The organism is Staphylococcus sp. Mo2-1 (assembly GCF_046721385.1).
Lineage (GTDB): Bacteria > Bacillota > Bacilli > Staphylococcales > Staphylococcaceae > Staphylococcus > Staphylococcus equorum_A.
Genome location: NZ_JBEUUK010000001.1, coordinates 1,203,172 through 1,224,235 on the forward strand (window position 1 = coordinate 1,203,172; position 21,064 = coordinate 1,224,235).

Genomic DNA, 21,064 nt, shown 5'->3' on the forward strand with positions numbered 1-21,064 from the left:
TTCAATATATTATTTTTGTTTAAAAATTAATATTAAATACTTTTTGAGGAAAACACATTTATTTATATCTTATATGTTTAATCTTTTTATATACGCTTATATAAGCATTCAAAATGTCTTCAAGTTTCAAACTATAAAAAAAACGCCTCTACTATAAGAGACGTGAACTTACTTTAGTCATTTTCTTTTTCATCTGATTTGTTGTCGTCAGTTGATTTTTTAGCTTTTTTCTCATCTTCTTCATATAATGTTTCTTTTTTACGCCAACGTGCAAATAAATTTTGTGCTTTTGCTTGCTCGACCATTTTCTTATCTTTAGACTGTTCACTCATAATTGGACACCAACCTTTAACGTTTTTACTTATTTAAGGCTAACGCATTTCACCCTATAATTCAAACGCATTACTCGTAGCTAGATTGTGGTTGTAGTTCAATATGCACTCCTAATTGATTTAAATCTTGTTCCATTTCAATTTCCGTCTTATAAACACGAAGTGAATCTGAGCCAAATTTATAGATAATAAACTCATCGCCACGTTGACCGACCAAGTATTCATCAGTATAACCCATTCTTTCTAAACCTGAGACTGACATAAACTCTTTTTTATTAATCCAATCAAACACATTTTTCGTTTGACTAAACGGTACATTATTAAGGATGTCATTATCTTCTACTGAATACCGTTTGCCACCAGTCAAATTTTGTTGAGGTGCTTCATTATTCATAGATGGCTTATCATCATGTACTGGGTTCCATTCTTGGTCTTTTAAAAAAGGTGCATATTTTAATGCGAAAAGTACAATTGCTACTATCGCTATGACAGCTATAATGTTTTTTACAATACTGAAAATAAACCGCATGAACCATCCTCCTATTAAGTCACTCTATATTATAATTTTTCACAGTCGAATTATCATCAGTCTCTAGAAGTATTTAAAACTTATCTATAGACTGATGCATACGCCCTATTTTCATAGTACAATGTTTTTAAAGGGAGTGAATACAGAATGAGTATTTTATCAATAATCCTGCTTGCACTCTTAGTCATACTACTATTTAGAGTAGGTTTATCAATTTTAAGATTTATAATATATATTGGAATTATTGTGTTATGTATATATTTGGGTTACCAAGGTATTCTTTGGTTAATGGAGAATTTTAACACTTATTTCAATTTCATAAATTAAAATTTTAGCGCTTAAGGATTAAATTATCCATTAAGCGCATTTTTGTGTTATTAGATTTAAAACATTTAATACTTTTACTTAAAATATGTAAAAACTATAAAGTACTACTAGCAAAACTTAACATATACTATAGAAACTTGTCATTTACTTACTTTCCTACACCATTACTTAACACCTGATAAACATAATAACAGCCACTTAATAATAGTGCCCATATTATCGCTACCACTATAGCACTCAATAAATAAATCCAAATTGAAGTTGATGAATGATTAAATACAACGAATAATATAGTTGTAATAACAACCCCGATAACTGAAACAGCTATGGCAATACCTGTTTTTTTCAAATTAATTGCTTGGCGCTTTTTTGTGAGTTGCATAAGATACACTACAGGTAACAATAACCCGATTAATAAGATACTTCCCAATATATAATCCTCCTTATATAACAACTTGATTATACATTACCTTGACGCATACCGGAAGATTAATGTGTCTCATAAAACAAATCAATCATATGTAAAAAGACACCCTTTCAATATCAGGATGTCTTTAATATATAATGTTACTTTAAATGCTTAAACAAATTCTTCATATTCACGTGGGTTTTGATCTTCAACACGACCGCTTTCACCTTGATCTAAGTCATCAATCTTATCCAAGTCTTCTTGTTCTAATTCAAAATCAAGATAATTATAGTTTTCTTGTTGATGTACATCATCACTTGATTTAACAATTGGAAATACATGGTTTTGATTAACCCAGTTAATAATTACTTGAGCAGGTGTACGCTCATATTTATCAGCAATAGCCTTAATCGTATCGTTCGTAAGAACATCATTAATTTCACGACCTAAAGGGCTCCAAGCTTCTGATAAAACACCTCTTTTATCATTTTCTGCTATTAAATCTTTATTATTGAAATACGGGTGAATTTCTATTTGATTAGTAGTTGGTGTCACTCCTGTTGCTTCAATAATTTCATCTAAATGTTCAGGCATAAAATTAGAAACACCAATTGTTTTAATTAAACCATATTTCTGTGCATCGACTAATGCTTTCCAAGCCTCAACGTATTGACCTTGTTTGGGATTCGGCCAATGTATTAAATATTTATCAAAATAGTCTAAGCCTGTACGATAAAGTGACTCTTGAATAAGATTAATAGCTTTATCATATTCATGTGCGGCGCCTGGTAATTTAGCACTTACATAAATCTGTTCTCGAGGTATTGACGATCGACGAATTGCCTCGCCCACCATACCTTCATTGTTATAATTAGTTGAAGTATCTATTAAGCTGTAGCCTATATCAATTGCATTTATTACTTGATTAACGCCTTTTCCGCCTTGAATATTAACCGTTCCTAATCCTATATGAGGTAAAGTTGATCCATCATTTAAACGAAACTCATCATACATCGTCATTAATAATCCTACCCTTCTTCCATATATTTAAAAATCAGCCTAAATAAACTGATTATATATAATCGTTACTTTCTATTTCTACCCGTTTTAATACTTTAATAATCTGGGGAAACATTTGGACAATCAAAACCGATGGATGTTTTGATTTATATAATCGTTATATTGTTTTTTCAATGGCAAAAGACAAACTAAGAAATAACTGTATTAGTTTGTCTCTTTTTTGATATATAGTTAGTTTTTAGTATTCATTACTCTCTACTTCATACTTAATATTTAATTTTTTTAATAACTTATTTATTTCCAATTCCAATAACGGTTGCTCAATGTCTCTAATTAAATTTATATATAACTTATTATCATAACTTAACATACTACAGTTGTATGGTGTCCGTGATCTAGTGTTAAGTATACAATCTACTCTATCTATATATTTATCCATTTCCGATGGTATCCGAATTAATCCTAAATTCGATAGCGTTAAACATGTTGTTTTTTCACTATATAAAAATGAACGCTTAAGAAAAATTTGCTTGAGAAATAATGGCATCATTTTGATGAATATATTATTTTGTATGCTCACATTTTTTTGAATCCTTGTTCGTAAATTATCTTCTGATAATCCTGACTTAAGTTGATTATCAATAGTTTTAATAATTTCATTTAAACTATAATCTTGAACTTTAGGATTAATTTGAGGTTTCATATAGAGGACAAAATTACGTAACGTGTTTTTATGGAACACATTTCTTAAATCAATAGGCAAGAAGATTTTAATATCTTTCTGACTTTGCATTTTCATTTCCTCTTTTTGCAGATTTATTAACCCCATAATTATCATTGAAGCTACTAAAACAGTTAAACTTATATTCATGTCTTTAGCTATTTTCTTTATATCTACTATATCAATAATATATTTTTCTGTTTTTAATTTGTTTATTGTCTTTCCTTTTAATTGGTACACTTGGTTATTCTTGAAAATAACTTTATTTCTTTGTTTTATTTTAATATCTTTATAGTTGTCTGCTATTTCATCTTTACTAGGGTGCTCATTAATATCTAGTATATCTTCTCTATCTTTTAAATGTAGATTTTCTTTTCGTTTAAGGTATTCATAAACTAATGATTTCAAAAACACCATACCACCCTTACCATCAGTCAATGAATGAAACAATTCAACATGTACACTTTTTTCTGAATATAATACGCGAAAACTACTTTTATATAAATCTTTTTTAGACATATACTTTAATAGTTTTGTGTCTTTTTCTATATTGGGTGCTTTATAAACTGGTTCTAGATAATACCAAAACATACCTTTGGATATTCTAGTCGCAATTGTAGGGAATCTTTCTGTAACTACATTTAAAGCCTCTTGTAATATGACTGGATTTATTTCTTCTTTCAAAGTAAAAGATAACCTGAATATATTTAACCAGCTTTTGTTATGAGAAGCCATATGAATAATTGCTGTGTTATCAAGTTTTACTTTATACTTTTTTCGATTATGCATATATTACACTCCTCTTAATAGTTTAGACTACCCATAAATCTTGTATATAAATTTTCTATAAATAACATATTAAAAAGCAATTTCATAACAAAATTCTAGTTTTCTATAATAATCATTTTCTACAAAATCAGTAGGTTTAACCTTAGTATTATTTGCTTCAAAATATTCAAGGTTAGCTATTTTCAAAATGCTGTATACAAATTGAGAACAAAACATAATATTAGGTCTAATAGATGCCTTAGTTACAAGTCCTACTAAATTATAAGCACTGCCGGCGTTATTTATTTCATTGATTTTTTCAATTATACGTTTCTTTTGTTCTTTTGTAGCTTTAATTTTATATACCATTATACTAGCGTCACTTTTTTTATTAAAAGACTCTAATTGTTCTTGGTTTAATCCAGGTAGAGTTAAATTTTCTCCACCATTGTAACTTATTGTTGTTTTCAGTTCTTTATCTAAACTAAGAGAAACATGATTATAATTTTTTTGAGTAAAAAGTGAAATTAATTCACTTGCAGAACTACCTGTGCTAGATAAAACAATATACAAATTTTCATCATTTAAACTTTTTTCACATTCCGCGAAATAACTTTCACTCAGTGAATTTCTATTTAAATATTTAATATAACTATGCCTAGGAATATCATTCGCAACTTCATGAATATTTTCTTTAGATAAAGCAGTTTTACTTTTACTAACATTCTTTTTTAAACTGTTCCTTTTGTTATTTATTTCTCTAATCATATCAAAACTAATTGATGTTTTACTGATCATTGAAAATTGATGTTCAAGTGTGTATATATAATGTAAGTATCTTACAAAGAATGGTACAAAAATGATAATAATACCAATGACATTTTTCACTAAAAAGGCGAGCCAAATACTACTATTATTAAAAAATGTAGAAGCTATAAAAACTTCTTGTAGAATTAAGATTAAAGTGTATATTGAAACGAACATGATTTTCACTTTCCATGCGTTCTTCGACGCCAATATATGTATAATAAGAATTGCAGCTGATAAAGCAAATATGACTGCAAATATAGCAGTTGACTTAGTAAATAATAAAGACATTAATAAAATAATAATTAAAAATTGGATCAGTAATAAATATACTTTTTTGACTCTCATATAAATGTTCTCCTCCATAACTTTCTTTAATATATAGTATATTTAAAAAATCAACAATCTAAACGGTCTTTTAATTATCAAATTAATATGTTTTTAAAATATAGAACAAGTAGCTTATGTTCTACACATGTAAATGAGTCAAACTTGGAAACAGGGCTAAATTATTTCAGTTACTCAAATAGTCTTCAGTCAAAATACCCTTCTTCAACCATGCTTAAATAAGTATGGTCACCTATAATAATGTGGTCTAATAAATCAATTCCTAGCACTTGACCACATTCTTTTAACCTTTCAGTAGTTTTAATATCCTCGGTTGAAGGCGTAACATCACCTGAAGGATGGTTGTGTAATACAATAATGGCGTTACTCGCACATTTAACAGCTTCACTAAATATTTCTCTTGGATGTACAATTGAGCTATTTAAAGTGCCAATAAATATAGTCTTTTGCTTAATAATTACGTTTTTAGAATTTAAAAACAACGCTATAAATTTCTCTTGTGTCAAATGCTCCATTTTGCCCATCATGAAATCTGCGACATCTTTAGGGCTTGAAATTTGAATCTTATCGTCTACGCTACCTGAATGCATGCGTTCTCCTAACTCAAATGTCTGCTTTCAAAATAAGCGCTTTATATAAACCTACACCTTTGATTTTATTTAAGTCACTGATAGATAACCTTTTTAATTCTTTTAAGTTGCCAACTGTCTTCAACAATTCGTTTGCAATATCTAAACTGGAACTCCCTTTTCGACCAGTATTAATGAGTATAGCTAATAACTCAGCATGCGATAAATGCGAGGCACCATAGCTTAACAAACGTTCTCTCGGTTTCTGATTATCTGCTAGTTCATTTATTCTCAAATTAGACCCTCTCCTAAAGTTAAATATTGATGAGACACCATCGTTAAATTAAAAGCAACAAAAATAAAAGGTATAAGTGGTATTCTTTGCTTTAAATTACGAAAAAGTATCATACTAACTAAAGCAAAAATCCCCCCACAAATAAACGTAAAAAACATTGTTAACACAAAATCTGGATATGGTAGTAAATAAGATAGCAATGAAAAAAGAAGTATGTCACCGTAACCAATGCCGTGACGTATTAAAAAATAAAAAAGGTGTAATATCGTAGTCATGATTAAGCAGTGGTATACATTTCCTTGTGCAATAAAATAGGCACATAACGAAAATATAATGTACAGATGGAGTGGCAGCGCAAAAGTTTTGATGTCATACATAGTAAATACAAGTAGGAATATATATATAAGTATAAAGGTGGTGTGATCTAAAGGAAATGATAAGTAAGAAAGTATAAATGCGGGAACAATAGATAATAATTCTCCAATTAAATATAAAGAACTCAACTTACTTTGACAGCAACTGCTTCTTCCCTTTAAACACAAAAAGCTTAAAATTGGTATCATTTCGGTAAATTTAAGTACGCTTTGACAATAATCACAACGAGAACGTAAGGTAAAGTATTTTAACCTTAATTGATTTACATGGCTCAACTGGTACAAATAACTAAATAGAACTGGACATAATAAAAGTTGTTTAATCAATGATGTGCCTCCTTATAAAAATTATAGCACGTCCATTTTAATTTAATAACAAAATTATCACTTAATTAAAAATTTTAATTGCAAACTTGTTAAAATGAATTTTCAGTACACAAAAAGCGCTGTAATCTCTACAATTTAAAGGGAAAAGCATTTAAATAAAATAGAAATTACGCGCTTATGTATGTGTAATAATTATATGCATATTTAACTAGGGAATACAGAAAGACACAATCAGACACTCTGTATTTATTAATTAATATGTTATTTGTTGTTGTTACTTTTAAAAATAAAGTAAATAATTATTTTTCGATACTATTTTTTCTTAACTTCTTCTACTGTTTCTTCGACTTCTTTACGTGTTATTTTTTCACGGCCATTTTTCATAGCTTTCAAAGATTTATGTGCAAGCGCTAATGGTAAACGTGCGAATAATATAATCGTTCTCTTATGGATTGAATTGATATATGCATCTGCTTTTGCTAAGTTTTCATCTGCGTAATCAAACAGGTCTGCACGAGTCCAACCATCCGGTACAAAACTCACACCACGTTCATCTAAATCTTCTTTCTCATTTCGTAAAATGTTAACAGCTTGAAGTCCACGTCCATAACCAATGGCTAAATCGCGGTCTGTTTTTTCACCAAGCACACAATTCCCATAGCTCTGATAGCATGACACCGACACGCCCCGCAACGTAATATGTATATTCATCTAAATCTTCGCGTGTATGAACATCCCAGTTTGCTTTCGCCCATTTAGCCATACCGAATGCCATCTCGCTCGAACAATCTAAAACGATTGGCAAAGTTCTGTCGGGACATGCGTCTATCCACTCACTTAAACGTAGTGTAACTTCAGGCATAATATCTCTCACAGGGCCAAGAATCTCTAGATATTTTTCTTCATCAAAAGGTTCTTTAAACAATTCACTCACTTGCATTAAAATTGTATATTTTAAATCATTATCTACTTCTTCATGATCCTCAATCTCATCAATTGCTCGTAGTATTAAATATGCAGATGCTACTGAATGTTTTAATTCTTTTTCTAAAAAGGTAATCGGAATATAAAACGTACGGCTTGTTTCTTTCAGTACGCGCATTGCATCCTTTGGAAATTTCTTTTCTGTCATGTTAATCTTTCCCTCCCTTTTTTAAATACTATCATATTATTACAAATTAAAATAGGAATTGCTAAATAGCTAAAAAATCAACAATAATTATTCGCGTTAAACGACACATTAATTACAATTTACACAAATAATCAAACAAATCTTCACTTTTCATAAAACTATTATATAAAAAAGCCAGTTACTTTTACATTAAAGTCAGAATAAATCATTAATCCTGACTCAATAACGCTAAATAATAACTAGCTTTCTTATTGAATAACTCTTTATTTAATTAAAATCAGCACAGTTTCACTATTGTTTAATAAAATCTAAAAATTAACTTTTGCTTTAACTTCACTAATGAAATATAAACTTCCAGTTATGATTAATCCATCACCTTCATATGTTTCAATAAACTTCACATAATCATCAACAAGTTCTTTTTGATCAAATCGTATTTCTTCAAAAATAGCGTCTTTAGTTAATGCACGAGGAAAATCAAAATCAGTAACATAAAACGTTGAAGCAATTGTTTTAAGTTGGTCTACCATCGTATTAATTGGCTTCCCTTTTACTGCAGAAAACAAGATATCTAGACTATCAACGTGATAATAATCCTTCATTGTACTAATCAAAGCCTCAACACTTTCAACATTATGTGCGCCATCAACAATCATCAAAGGCTTTTCTTTAACTTGCTCAATTCTCCCAGTCCAGACTTACTGATTCAATACCATCTATCATCTTGTTGAAATCTAAATCAACAATGCCTGATTCGTTTAGTTCAATAAGTGCAGTTATTGCTAAAGTCGCATTTTCTTTTTGATGCTCACCCAACATATTTAATAGTAAGGTTTCTAATTCATAGTCTTTATAACGATAAGTAAATTCTTCTTCTTGTGAAACGATACTAATATCGCGATCAAACTCTATACCTTCAGTATTCTGTTGCTCAACACAACCACGAATTACTTTAAGCGCATCTTCATTTTTCACTGCATAGATAATTGGTGTATTAGGTTTGACGATTGCGCCTTTATCTTTTGCTATATCAGTATAAGTATCCCCTAGAATTTCAATGTGGTCTAGTCCTATACTTGTGAGAATTGTTAATATCGGTTTAAAAACGTTCGTTGAATCGTTTTTTATCCCTAATCCCGCTTCAACTATTACAAAGTCAACTGGGTGTAATTCACCAAAGTATAAAAACATCATCGTAGTAATGATTTCAAATTCAGTGGCTGTTCCAAGCTCTGTTTCAACTTCTAATGCTTCGCTTACTGGCTTTACTTTTTGAACTAATTCAACAATATTATCATCACTAATCGGTATCCCATTTAAACTTATACGCTCATTAAAGGTTTCAATAAATGGCGAAGTGAAAGTACCCACTTCATATCCATTATCAACAAGCGCTGATCTTAAATATGCAACTGTGGATCCTTTTCCATTCGTGCCACCTACATGAATACCATTTATATTAAATTGAGGATTGTTTAATCGTTCCAACATCCATTCCATACGCTTAATGCCTGGTTTAATGCCAAATTTAGTTCTTTCATGTATCCAATATAAGCTATCTAGGTAATTCATGTTTAGGACTCCTATGCTTTTAATTGATTAATTCGTAATTTAACACCCTCGTATTTTTCTTGATACGTTTGTTTTTTCTCACGTTCTTCATTGATTACTTTTTCAGGTGCTTTATTAACGAAGTTATCGTTTGCTAATTTTTTATTAACACGATCCAATTCTTTTTCCCATTTCCCAAGTTCGTTTTCTAATCTCTCAATCTCTTTATCCATGTCGATTAAACCTTCAAGTGGTAAAACAACTTCACCGACTGTAGTAATAGATGTCATCGCTTTTTCAGGTATTTCAACTGCTGTATCGATTGTAAGTTCACTAGGATGACAGAATCTATCTATATAATTTGAATTATTTACTAGCGTATCTTTAACATTTTCATCTTTTGCTTTAATGAAAATAGGTATTGCTTTAGATAATGGTGTGTTTACTTCCAGGCGTGATTGTCTAACAGATTTAATTATTTCAACAAGTTGTTGCATCGTTTCTTTACTTTCATCAAAAATCAATGCATCGTTCACTTTAGGCCAAGGTGCATTAACAATTGTTTCACCTTCATGTGGCAGATTTTGCCAAATTTGTTCAGTAACAAATGGCATGAATGGGTGTAACATTCTCATTGTATTATCTAACACATAAGTTAGTACAGAACGCGTTACTTGTTTCTGTGCTTCATCATCGCTATTCATTGGTATTTTACTCATTTCAATATACCAATCACAGAAATCATCCCAAATGAAGTTATAAAGCGTACGACCAACTTCACCAAACTCATACTTGTCACTTAAATCTGTAACGTTAGCAATCGTTTCATTTAAGCGCGTTAAAATCCACTTATCTGCTAATGATAGATTACCTGATAAGTCTACATCTTCAACTTTAAAGTCATCCCCAATATTCATTAAACTGAATCGAGTCGCATTCCAAATTTTATTGATAAAATTCCATACAGATTCAACTTTTTCAGTAGAGTAACGTAAATCATGACCTGGTGAAGAACCAGTTGCTAAGAAATATCTTAGGCTATCTGCACCATACTCATCGATAACATCCATTGGATCAACACCGTTACCTAGAGATTTACTCATTTTACGTCCATCTTCTGCACGGACCAATCCATGTAATAATACATCATCGAAAGGACGTTTTCCAGTAAATTCTAATCCTTGAAAGATCATTCTTGCCACCCAGAAGAAGATGATGTCATAACCAGTTACTAATGCATTCGTTGGGAAGTAGCGCTCGAAGTCTTCAGCTTCAACGTCTGGCCAACCTAACGTTGAGAATGGCCATAATGCACTAGAGAACCATGTGTCTAATACATCTTCATCTTGTGTCCAATTTTCAATATCTTCTGGTGTTGCTTCACCGACGTAAATTTCGCCAGTTTCATTGTGATACCATGCAGGAATTTGATGTCCCCACCATAATTGACGTGAAATTGTCCAATCTCTAATTTCTTCCATCCAACGGTTAAATGTTTTTTCAAATCTTGCAGGTACAAAATCGATTCTATCATCTGTTTTTTGATTATCTAATGCTTGCTCTGCTAAAGGTTTCATTTTTACAAACCATTGTGTAGATAAATAAGGTTCTACAACTGCACCAGAACGTTCAGAATGACCAACAGAATGTTCATGCTCTTCTATTTTAATAACTAAACCTTCAGATTCTAAATCTTTTACAAGCTGTTCACGACAGTCAAATCTATCTAAACCTTCGTATTTACCAGCTTTGTCATTCATTTTACCAGATTCATCCATAACAATAATGCGTTCTAAGTCATGACGGTTACCGATTTCAAAGTCATTTGGATCATGCGCAGGTGTTACTTTCATAGCACCACTACCGAATTCAATATCTACATAATCATCTGCTAAGATAGGCAATTCTCTACCTAGGATTGGTAATATAACTTTTTTGCCAATGATATCTTTATAACGATCATCATTAGGATTCACAACAATCGCAGTATCACCTAACATTGTTTCAGGACGTGTTGTAGCGATTTCTATATAGCCTTCACCATCTGCATAAGGATATTTAAAATGATAAAATTTACCTTGTACGTCTTCATGAATAACTTCAATATCTGATAACGCAGTACGAGCGATGGGATCCCAGTTAATAATATATTCTCCGCGATAGATTAAATCTTTCTTATACATATCAACGAATACTTTATTAACTGCTTTACTCAATCCTTCATCCAATGTAAATCTTTCTCTGCTGTAATCTAAACCTAATCCTAGTTTAGCCCATTGTTTTCTAATAAATGTAGCGTATTCTTCTTTCCAATCCCAGGCTTGTTCAAGGAATTTTTCACGACCTAAATCATGACGAGATAATCCTTGCTCATTTAATTTAGCTTCTACTTTGGCTTGTGTTGCTATACCGAGCATGGTCCATACCAGGTAAATACAAAGTATCGTAACCTTGCATACGTTTCATACGTGTCAATATATCTTGCAACGTTGTATCCCATGCATGTCCTAGGTGTAATTTACCCGTTACATTTGGTGGTGGGATAACAATTGTGTATGTTTCTTTTGTATTATCTTCAGACGCTTTAAAATAGCCCTTATCAAGCCATTCTTCATAGCGCCCTGACTCAACTTCGTTCGGATTATATTTTGGTTTCATTTCCATTCGTTAAAATCCTCCTTAAAATAAAAAATCCGCCCTATAAATATATAGGACGGATTTCCCGTGGTACCACCTAAATTCAAGAAATTAGTTCACTAATTTCAAGCACTTAAAATTATGATTAACGCTCAAACACGCTTTAACCTATTTTACATACAATTACATTGTAGTATTTCAGCTAAAGTTCAATGTGGGCTACCTTCAATAAGTTAAACTGTACATTCTCAGCATACATGTACTCTCTGTTAAATCTAAGCCTATTTACTCTTCCCAGTAGACAATATTTCTTTACTTAATTATAGTATAATGGATGTTAAGATAAGTCAATGGAATGGAGTGAAAATATATGAATGAATGCGCATTTGGCACAAAAGATCCAACCTATCTGGAATATCATGATGAAGTGTGGGGCCAACCACTTTATGATAGCTTGAAATTATTTAAACTGATGGCTTTAGAATCACAACATGCTGGTCTTTCCTGGTTAACAATTTTAAAGAAAAAAGCATCTTACGAAGAAGCTTTTTATGACTTTGATCCAGTGCTTATCTCCAAAATGACACCAGATGATATAGACCGCTTGATGACATTTCCTAATATCGTTCATAATAGAAAAAAGATAGAAGCTATTGTAGGACAAACAAAAGGATATTTTGAAATAGAAAAAGACTTCGGAAGTTTCAGTGATTTTCTATGGTCATATGTAGATCACCAACCTATCGATTGTGGCTATACACATCCAAGTGATCGTATTACTGTAGACACACGCGCAACAGAATTATCGAAAACATTGAAGCGTTATGGTTTTAAATTTTTAGGGCCAGTGACAGTTTATTCATTTTTAGAAGTCTGCCGGTTTGTATAATGCACATATGCAATCATGTCCTAATAATCCAAAGCATTATCGAGGCAAAGGCTTTAATTAGCCATAGATCATTCCCTTTTGAGAAAATTTTATTTTTCGATATCTTTCAGCATGATTCAACAAAATGCCCGCCCAAAACCCAAATTATTTCAATAGACTATATAAAAAATAAGGCTGAGACATGTATTTTGTCTCAGCCTTATTTTTTATATTGGCAATTCACAGAGTAGCGATTCTACATTTTTAATTTTAAATAAATAGAAAAGTGTTGTAAAATTTAAAACTTTTATAAATCTCGTTTTTTGTGACTATTTTTAACAATCTTTTTATTTTTATACAACCTGATTATAAGTAAAGTCAATAGTACTGCAACGATACCCTTTACAATATCGTAGGTCAGTATGACATTAATCCATAGAAGAATGATGACCATGATATAAATAATTTTCATAATATATGTTAGAAACACTTTGTTAATTGTGACTTTTGGTTCACCTTATTCGCTCAAAAAGTAGTGTCACTTTAACTGAAAAGTGATTTGATATGCCTATATCACATTTTCTAACACGGTCTCACCCTCTCTATATCATAATATTGTGTATAAAAGTCGTAATATATAATTGTGATGTAATTGTTCAATTTTCTAATTAAAAATATCATCAGTTTAATTAAGTTTTTTTCACGATGTTTCAAGAACACGTTTATCGCTGGCGCAATTAAGAATAAAATAAAGAATATTCTAAAGATATGGTAACTAGAAATCAATGCGACATCCGCACCTGTTTCTAATGCCACAATAACAATTTGACTCATACCTCCTGGAGCAGCGCCCAAGAACAATTCATTTACTGAATGCGTCGAAAATGTAGAAATGATTAGCACCATTACGAAAGCTAACAATATGAGTAATATATTCTGAAAAGCGATTGCGACGGCAATTCGCCCTTTCATCTGATCTAATAAGAGCGCAATTTGAATGCCAATTCTAATCATATATATGACTTGTGCAGCTGCAATAATATAATTATCTAATGTAAAGTTAGCACCTGTCAATAAATTCCAACATATTAGTACAAGAATAGGTGCAAGTATCTGTTTTGTCGGAAAATTAATTTTACCCATTACGATATATACAGCGATTACAGCTAATGTCAAAAAGATAATACTTGGCATCGATAAAGCTTCAGTCAACGTTGCTGTTACTCCAGTTCCACCGGTTGCTAATTCTTGTGAGTCTTTAAAAAAGTAAGAAATAAAAGGCACAAGAATAACCACAAATATAATTCTCGAAGTTTGAGTCAAACTCACTACCATAATATCCGCTTTTTTATTTTCTTCGGCCATAATCAGCATTTGACTCAATGCACCTGGAATGACACTAAGTATTGCTGTTTCAGTATTTACTTTTGCTATTTTTTTGAAAAAATAAGCAATGATTAACGCGAGCCCAAGTAATAACACTGTAATTATTACAATAGTAAACCAATCATCTTTAATATCTAAAATAACCTCTTTAGTGAAAGTAGATCCAATTTGAACACCTAGTAACACTAAACCAATTTGACTTAGCCAAAATGGCCAATTTATTTCTAAATGCAAATATCTCACACAAATTATACTGGCAATAATAGGACCAAACATAAATGGCAATAATATATTGGTCGCATTAAGTATAAAACTTAAAAATAAAGCTAACGCTAAAACGATGATATTGTTTCTTAATTGCTTACTCATGTACTCACAACTTTCATAGGTATCATTATACTTCATAGTACTTTACATATAAAAGAACCCGATCAACACCATGGTTGTTCGGGCTAAAAATAAACTTTATACAATTCGACTTAGAGCGGTATCAAATGCTTGTATTGTTTGTTCAATATCAGCTTCTGTATGCGCTGTTGAAAGAAATGTTCCTTCAAATTGGGAAGGCGGTAAAAATACGCCTTCTTTTGCCATTTCTCTATACATTTGACTAAACATTTCTAAATCGCTTTTATTTGCTTGTTCAAAGTTTGTCACCGGCCCTGCATTTAAGAAATATCCTATCATAGAACCAGCACGATTTACAGTGATTGGCACATGATGTTTTGCAAAGACCGCTTTCAATCCTTCTTCTAATTTGTCACCTAATTTATTAAAATAATCATATGACTCAGGAGTTAATTGACTTAGTGTTTCATAACCACTTGTCATAGCTAATGGATTACCTGATAACGTACCAGACTTGATAAATATCACCCGCTGGCGCAATTTGATCCATAATTTCTTTCTTACCACCAATAGCACCAACTGGCAAGCCACCACCGATTACTTTACCTAAACAAGTTAAATCTGGTGTTACATTAAAGTAACCTTGCGCACAGTTGTATCCCACTCTAAACCCTGTCATCACTTCATCGAAAATAAGTAATGAACCATATTCTGTAGTGATGTCTCTTAAGCCTTGTAAAAATCCTTCAACTGGAGGTACGACGCCCATATTACCAGCTACAGGTTCTACTATAACGCCAGCAATATCGTCACCAAATTCTTCAAAAGCAACTTTTAGTGCGTCTAAGTCATTATATGGAACTGTGATTGTATTTTTCGCAATACCTTCAGGTACTCCTGGTGAATCAGGTAAACCAAGCGTTGCGACACCAGATCCTGCTTTGATTAATAGTGAGTCACTATGACCGTGATAACAACCGATAAATTTAATGATTTTATTACGACCAGTATAACCACGTGCTAAGCGTAATGTATCAAGGGTTGCTTCAGTACCTGATGAAACCATACGTATTTTTTCAATAGATGGCACACGATCAATAACGAGTTCAGCTAATTTATTTTCTTGTAGTGTGGAAGCACCGAAACTTGTACCATTATCCACGGCTTCATGAATTTTATCAATTACCTGCTTATTTTTATGTCCTAAAATTAATGGCCCCCAACTTAGAACGTAATCGATGTATTCATTACCATCAATATCATATATTCTTGAACCTTCACCATGGTCCATAAATATTGCTGGTGTATCTACTGATTTGAAAGCTCTTACTGGACTATTGACACCACCGGGCATCAATTGTTCAGCTTTTACCATCGCTTTTTCAGAATTAGTATAACGCATTCTAAATAACCTCCTTATTGTTCATCAATATATCTACAAATATCTTTTGAAAAATACGTAATAATTAAATCTGCGCCTGCACGCTTCATTGAAATCATTTGTTCCATAACTACCGCTTTTTCATCAATCCAGCCATTAAGTGCGGCTGCTTTTGTCATGCTATATTCTCCACTTACATTATAAGCGACTACAGGTACGTTTGTAGTATTTCGAACATCTCTAATGATATCTAAGAAGCTTAGAGCAGGTTTAACAATCATCATGTCTGCGCCTTCGTTTAAATCACTATCAAGTTCTCTAAGTGCTTCTCTTCTATTTGCAGGATCCATTTGATATGTTTTGCGATCACCAAACTGTGGTGCAGATTCTGCTGCATCACGGAATGGACCGAAGAAACTAGAAGAATATTTAATACCATAACTCATAATTGGCACATTATAATAACCAGCTTCATCTAGACCCGCTCTAATTTCTGCAACGAATCCGTCCATCATGTTACTTGGCGCAATAATGTCAGCACCAGCTTCAACTTGAGAAATTGCAGTCTTAACGAGTAATGGTAGTGATTTATCATTATCAACATCTTTCGTCTCATGATTAATCACACCACAGTGACCATGGTCTGTATATTCGCATAAACACGTATCCGCAACGATTAATAAGTCACTGTACATAGACTTCGCTTTTCTTGTTGCTTCTTGGATGATGCCATTATGATCATACGCACCTGTACCAACTTCATCTTTTTCATTTGGCACACCAAAAAACATGATGCCTCTTATACCTAAATCATACGCATCTTTAATTTCTTCACCTAATAAATTTAAACTGATTTGGTAAATGCCAGGCATAGATTTAATTTCTGTTTTCACATTATCACGTTCAACTACAAATATTGGATAAATCAAATCTTCTTTGCGAACGTGCGTTTCACTCACCATGTTTCTCAGTGATTTACTACTACGTAATCTTCTGTGTCTATCAAATTGCATTATCTTCCCAACTTTCTAAAGTTTTTTGAACTAATGATTCTAATGTTTGGATTTCTGACATCGTGCCCTGAACATTAAATGTATTTAATGTGTCCAATGTTTGTTGGCCAATGACAAAATAATTATTAAAAGGTATATGTTGACGACTTTCAAAAAAATATCGCACAGCTGATGAGCTCGCAAAAGTAATAGCATCTATTTTATTTTCAGCTATGAGACTTAAGACTTCATTTATATTCTCAGTATGTGGAACAGGTTCATATAAGTCAATTTTTCTAACTAAATACCCTTGTTGTTTTAAACCATTTTGTAATAACGTTCTTGCTTGCTTGCGCTTGATGGTAATAAGATGCGACTGCCTTTTATCGCTTCAAACTCCTCAAGAAAGCCTTCTTGTGAATAATCTGTGGGACAAAACGAAACATCTAGACCTAAAGTTTTGCAATAATCAGCTGTTTTTTCACCAATTACTGCAATTTTTTGTATATTTAACATAGGTAAATATGGTTGGAAATGTTTCACAGCTTTTTTAGACGAAAAAATAAGCCAGTCATAGTTAACATCTAGCAAATTCAAATCAAAGGATAACGGCTCTACATCTATGAAGGGCTTGTGTAGAATACATGTATCTTCTTTGTTAAATTCACTAGTCTGTGTCATTACTATCACTGGTCTCATTATTTTCACCTCAAACGATTATTGTTCTTCGTTTAGTGCCTTTATTATTTCATATGCACCTTGTGCATTTAAAACTTCAGTTACTTTTTCACCGATTTCAATTGGATTCTCTCCGCGCTCAGTATGCTCATAACGTTCTTTACCATCAGGAGACATAATTAAGCCTGTGAATTCGATTGTACCATCACTACTTTTCGTAGCATAGCCACCGATTGGAACTTGGCAACTGCCGTTCATGCGCTCTAAGAATGTTCTTTCAGCAGTAACACAATCTGCTACATCTTCATTGTGAACTTGCTTAAGTAATGCTAACAGCTCTTCATCATCCGCACGACACTCAATACCTAAAGCACCTTGTCCGATGGTCGGTATTAAAGTCTCTTTATCTAAATAAGTTGTCACGATATCATCTGACCATCCCATACGTTTCAAACCAGCAGACTGCAAGTAAAATTGCATCGAAATCTTCAGTTTCTAACTTACTTAAACGTGTATCAATGTTGCCTCGTATCCATTTTATTTGTAATTTAGGATATTTCGCAAGTATTTGAGCACCACGGCGTAAAGAACTTGTACCTACGATACTATTGTCAGGAAGTTCATGTAAAGGAACATGATTCTTAGCAATATACGCATCATATGGATTTTCACGATCTGGTATGCAACCTAGAGTTAATCCTTCTGGTATGACACTAGGGACATCTTTTAAAGAGTGTATCGCCATATCTATACCATGATCAAATAATTCATTTTGAATTTCTTTTACAAAAAGCCCTTTACCGCCTACTTTAGATAATTGTTTATCTACAATACGGTCACCTTTTGTTACTATTTCTTTAATTTCAATATCTAATTCTGGATCAACAGCTTTTAATTTTTCAATAAATTGTTGGCTTTGAGTTATAGCTAACTTACTTCTACGTGAACCAACGATTAACTTACGCATTAGGCGCAACCTCCTAGAAATGACTATATTTAACAATTAACCTTTTCTATCTGTAATCATATCCCTGTCCATTGATGAAAATCAGATATATGAGAAGCAAAAATCAAATTAATCATACTTAAGCAAAATAAGCTGAGATTAAAATAAATCAAATTATGTTTACTTAACGTATGTCTTACTCTAAAGATGATATATACACCATACAGCAATGCAATAATTATAGACATCACTACTTTAGGATCATTCAATATGTGTAAACCTAAAGTATTTATACCCCATTGTGTACCTAAAATGATACTTAATATGATAAATATAAAACCGATTAGGCTACTATAAAACACAACTTGCTCTAGTGTAGCTACACTACCGATTCTAAAATATTTTTGATTAAAACGTTTCTGCTTTAAATTTTTATACTGTATTAAATATAATATACAATTAACAAATGCAAAAGCAAACAGGGCATAACTTATAATTGCAAAGGCAATATGTACTATTAACAATTCGTTTATAATACTTAATTTATCTCCTGCACTTTGATAATGCATAGGTTGAAATGTATTTATAGCAATTAGTACAAAACCAATTAAATTAAATAAAAATATCGAAAAATTTATTTGCTTGATGACACTAATCACTATAGAAATAGAAATAATCAACCAAGCTAATGCAAAAAACACATCAAAAACATTACCTAACGGAATTTGTTTCGTTACATTAGCATAAATAGATAAAGAGATTGTTTGTAACACCCAAACAATCCCTAATGTAACAAAACCAATTTTTCTAACTTTATAATGCTTTTTCACAAAATCAAAAAAGTAACAAGCAATACTAAATAAATAAATTAATAATATAAGTTCATTTAATCTTATAAATGAAAATTCTTGCATATTATCACCATTTGCATGTGCTTATTCAAAACTTAAGATTTGACTAGTTGGCACTTCACTTCTTCTTTTTTTAGGTTCATAAGCCTGTTCAGCTTCAATGTCAAAAATGTTTTGAAACAGCTCTAATTTTTCGTTACTATTTCTATCATTACTCAATTCTTTTGCTTGTTTGATTGGATCTTTCAACATTTGATTTATAATACTTTTAGTATGTTTTGAAATGATTTTACGTTCTCTCTCACTTAAGGCAGGCAATTTTCTATCAATACTATCCATAGTATCTTCCTGAATATTCATTGCTTTTTCTCTTAAGGCATGAATAACAGGTACAACGCCTAACATGCTTACCCATTCATTATGTGCTACAATTTCTCCTGGGATTCGTTGCATAATATCATTTGTTGCTATTTGACGTTCTCTGAGATTAGCATCCACTAATCCTTTCAAGTCATCTACATCATAATTAAATACATCTTGAATTGTATTAATATTAGGCTCAATGTCTCTTGGAACCGCTATGTCTATTAAAACAAGTGAATCACTTTTACGTTCTGTTGAAATAGAACGCATCATGTCGTTTGTCACAATATATTCGTCTGAACTTGTTGAACTGATAACAATATCCACATTAGCTAAAAGTTTTGGTAATGATTCCATTGATTCAAATTTCACATGATGTTTCATTGCTAATTTTTGAGCTTTACTCAATGTTCTATTAACAACTGTTATATCTGTGACACCAGAACCAATTAAATTTAAGAGTGATAATTCACTCATATCCCCTGCACCAATAATCAAAGCTTGCTTATTGTCAATTTTGCCAAATACTTTTTTACCTAGTTCAACAGCCGCATAAGAAACACTTACTGCATTGTCTGCAATATCAGTTTCACTATGAGCTTTTTTCGCAAATGTAATTGCTTGTTTGAAAAGATGATTAAATATAGTACCTGTTGTGTCCTCTTCTTGAGCTAATAAGAATGCATCTCTAATTTGTCCAAGAATTTGAGTTTCCCCAAGAACAACAGAATCTAAGCCTGAAGTAACATGCAATAAATGATTTACTGCGTCGTCCCCCACTTTTACTTCAGTCATTTCTTTAATATCTTCAACATCAAACCCAAATGATCTCGCTAAAAATCGTTGGATATAATAACGACCAGTATGAATTTGATCCGCAACTGCATATACTTCTGTGCGATTACAAGTTGATAATATAACATTTTCTAAAATAGATTTTGTTTCAAATAAATCAACATTGGCTGAACGTATGGCATCATCTTTAAAAGCAACTTTTTCTCTCAATGCTACATCTGCTGTACGATGATTTATGCTAACCGCAATTAAATGCATTTATAACGCCCTCCATACATATTACAATAAGTAAATTATAACACAATTACAT

At 31.7% G+C, this 21,064-nt stretch carries 12 protein-coding genes, 8 pseudogenes and 1 other annotated feature; of the genes and pseudogenes, 2 read left to right on the forward strand and 18 right to left on the reverse strand.

All coding sequences use genetic code 11. From position 1 onward, the window contains the following. Nucleotides 1-173: 173 nt before the first annotated feature. Both ABLV95_RS06080 and ABLV95_RS06085 read right to left on the reverse strand, forming a co-directional pair. Nucleotides 174-332 carry a hypothetical protein gene (locus tag ABLV95_RS06080; protein WP_460872703.1) on the reverse strand — a complete coding sequence of 53 codons (159 nt, stop codon included), beginning with the start codon at nt 330-332 and terminating at the stop codon, nt 174-176. A gap of 70 nt (nt 333-402) precedes the next feature. After that, on the reverse strand, nt 403-861 hold the full coding sequence (locus tag ABLV95_RS06085) for a DUF4930 family protein (protein WP_460872704.1): 459 nt from the start codon (nt 859-861) through the stop codon (nt 403-405). 147 nt (nt 862-1,008) lie between these two features. Between ABLV95_RS06085 and ABLV95_RS06090 the strand changes: the two genes are divergently transcribed. Beyond that, entirely contained in the window at nt 1,009-1,188 is a 180-nt protein-coding gene (locus ABLV95_RS06090; RefSeq protein WP_071561853.1) for a hypothetical protein, read from the forward strand. Nucleotides 1,189-1,336: 148 nt separating this feature from the next. Here the strand turns inward: ABLV95_RS06090 and ABLV95_RS06095 are convergent, their stop codons facing one another. The 9 genes and pseudogenes from ABLV95_RS06095 to ABLV95_RS06135 all read right to left on the reverse strand — a co-directional run bounded on the left by ABLV95_RS06095 (nt 1,337) and on the right by ABLV95_RS06135 (nt 12,173). Further along, nucleotides 1,337-1,618 carry a hypothetical protein gene (locus tag ABLV95_RS06095; RefSeq protein WP_427704285.1) on the reverse strand — a complete coding sequence of 94 codons (282 nt, stop codon included), beginning with the start codon at nt 1,616-1,618 and terminating at the stop codon, nt 1,337-1,339. Nucleotides 1,619-1,768: 150 nt separating this feature from the next. Next, a complete protein-coding gene (locus ABLV95_RS06100; RefSeq protein WP_460876624.1) occupies nt 1,769-2,617 on the reverse strand; it encodes an aldo/keto reductase in 849 nt (282 codons plus the stop codon). A gap of 238 nt (nt 2,618-2,855) precedes the next feature. Then, nucleotides 2,856-4,127, reverse strand: a complete 1,272-nt coding sequence (locus ABLV95_RS06105; protein WP_460872705.1) for a hypothetical protein — start codon at nt 4,125-4,127, stop codon at nt 2,856-2,858. Nucleotides 4,128-4,196: 69 nt separating this feature from the next. Next, the gene (locus ABLV95_RS06110; RefSeq protein WP_427704279.1) at nt 4,197-5,261 is read right to left on the reverse strand and encodes a hypothetical protein; all 1,065 of its coding nucleotides are present in this window, start codon (nt 5,259-5,261) and stop codon (nt 4,197-4,199) included. A gap of 185 nt (nt 5,262-5,446) precedes the next feature. Beyond that, nucleotides 5,447-6,125 (reverse strand): annotated as a pseudogene (gene radC / locus ABLV95_RS06115) (RadC family protein). Next, the gene (locus ABLV95_RS06120; protein ID WP_427704277.1) at nt 6,122-6,826 is read right to left on the reverse strand and encodes a prepilin peptidase; all 705 of its coding nucleotides are present in this window, start codon (nt 6,824-6,826) and stop codon (nt 6,122-6,124) included. The pseudogene radC and the gene ABLV95_RS06120 overlap by 4 nt, the downstream one beginning before the upstream one ends. 312 nt (nt 6,827-7,138) lie before the next feature. Further along, nucleotides 7,139-7,958: pseudogene (locus ABLV95_RS06125) on the reverse strand (squalene/phytoene synthase family protein). Between the two features lie 308 nt (nt 7,959-8,266). Continuing rightward, nucleotides 8,267-9,530, reverse strand: a pseudogene (locus ABLV95_RS06130) (bifunctional folylpolyglutamate synthase/dihydrofolate synthase). A gap of 11 nt (nt 9,531-9,541) precedes the next feature. Next, a pseudogene (locus ABLV95_RS06135) lies at nt 9,542-12,173 on the reverse strand (valine--tRNA ligase). 42 nt (nt 12,174-12,215) lie between these two features. Next, nucleotides 12,216-12,457, reverse strand: a binding site (T-box leader). Between the two features lie 59 nt (nt 12,458-12,516). On the opposite strand from ABLV95_RS06135, the pseudogene ABLV95_RS06140 reads away from it, so the two are divergent. Further along, nucleotides 12,517-13,096 (forward strand): annotated as a pseudogene (locus tag ABLV95_RS06140) (DNA-3-methyladenine glycosylase I). Nucleotides 13,097-13,596: 500 nt separating this feature from the next. Here the strand turns inward: ABLV95_RS06140 and ABLV95_RS06145 are convergent. The 7 genes and pseudogenes from ABLV95_RS06145 to hemA all read right to left on the reverse strand — a co-directional run bounded on the left by ABLV95_RS06145 (nt 13,597) and on the right by hemA (nt 21,012). Beyond that, on the reverse strand, nt 13,597-14,769 hold the full coding sequence (locus ABLV95_RS06145; RefSeq protein ID WP_460872711.1) for an AbrB family transcriptional regulator: 1,173 nt from the start codon (nt 14,767-14,769) through the stop codon (nt 13,597-13,599). 96 nt (nt 14,770-14,865) lie between these two features. Continuing rightward, a pseudogene (gene hemL / locus ABLV95_RS06150) lies at nt 14,866-16,150 on the reverse strand (glutamate-1-semialdehyde 2,1-aminomutase). Between the two features lie 14 nt (nt 16,151-16,164). Continuing rightward, complete coding sequence (gene hemB / locus ABLV95_RS06155; RefSeq protein ID WP_427704268.1) at nt 16,165-17,142, reverse strand: porphobilinogen synthase; 978 nt, start codon at nt 17,140-17,142, stop codon at nt 16,165-16,167. Then, nucleotides 17,132-17,820 (reverse strand): annotated as a pseudogene (locus ABLV95_RS06160) (uroporphyrinogen-III synthase). Before ABLV95_RS06160 ends, hemB begins: the two are co-directional and overlap by 11 nt. A gap of 18 nt (nt 17,821-17,838) precedes the next feature. Further along, a pseudogene (gene hemC / locus ABLV95_RS06165) lies at nt 17,839-18,766 on the reverse strand (hydroxymethylbilane synthase). 56 nt (nt 18,767-18,822) lie between these two features. Further along, the gene (ccsA, locus tag ABLV95_RS06170; protein WP_285323336.1) at nt 18,823-19,659 is read right to left on the reverse strand and encodes a cytochrome c biogenesis protein; all 837 of its coding nucleotides are present in this window, start codon (nt 19,657-19,659) and stop codon (nt 18,823-18,825) included. A 21-nt stretch (nt 19,660-19,680) separates the two neighbouring features. Then, on the reverse strand, nt 19,681-21,012 hold the full coding sequence (gene hemA, locus ABLV95_RS06175; protein ID WP_460876628.1) for a glutamyl-tRNA reductase: 1,332 nt from the start codon (nt 21,010-21,012) through the stop codon (nt 19,681-19,683). Between the last annotated feature and the right edge of the window lie 52 nt (nt 21,013-21,064).

Bases quoted from the DNA above. Each gene is read 5' to 3' on its own strand.
- hemA (WP_460876628.1), bottom strand. From the start codon at position 21,012: ATGCATTTAATTGCGGTTAGCATAAATCATCGTACAGCAGATGTAGCA.
- ABLV95_RS06085 (WP_460872704.1), bottom strand. From the start codon at position 861: ATGCGGTTTATTTTCAGTATTGTAAAAAACATTATAGCTGTCATAGCG.
- ABLV95_RS06080 (WP_460872703.1), bottom strand. From the start codon at position 332: ATGAGTGAACAGTCTAAAGATAAGAAAATGGTCGAGCAAGCAAAAGCA.
- ccsA (WP_285323336.1), bottom strand. From the start codon at position 19,659: ATGCAAGAATTTTCATTTATAAGATTAAATGAACTTATATTATTAATT.
- ABLV95_RS06090 (WP_071561853.1), top strand. From the start codon at position 1,009: ATGAGTATTTTATCAATAATCCTGCTTGCACTCTTAGTCATACTACTA.
- hemB (WP_427704268.1), bottom strand. From the start codon at position 17,142: ATGCAATTTGATAGACACAGAAGATTACGTAGTAGTAAATCACTGAGA.
- ABLV95_RS06110 (WP_427704279.1), bottom strand. From the start codon at position 5,261: ATGAGAGTCAAAAAAGTATATTTATTACTGATCCAATTTTTAATTATT.
- ABLV95_RS06100 (WP_460876624.1), bottom strand. From the start codon at position 2,617: ATGACGATGTATGATGAGTTTCGTTTAAATGATGGATCAACTTTACCT.
- ABLV95_RS06145 (WP_460872711.1), bottom strand. From the start codon at position 14,769: ATGAGTAAGCAATTAAGAAACAATATCATCGTTTTAGCGTTAGCTTTA.
- ABLV95_RS06105 (WP_460872705.1), bottom strand. From the start codon at position 4,127: ATGCATAATCGAAAAAAGTATAAAGTAAAACTTGATAACACAGCAATT.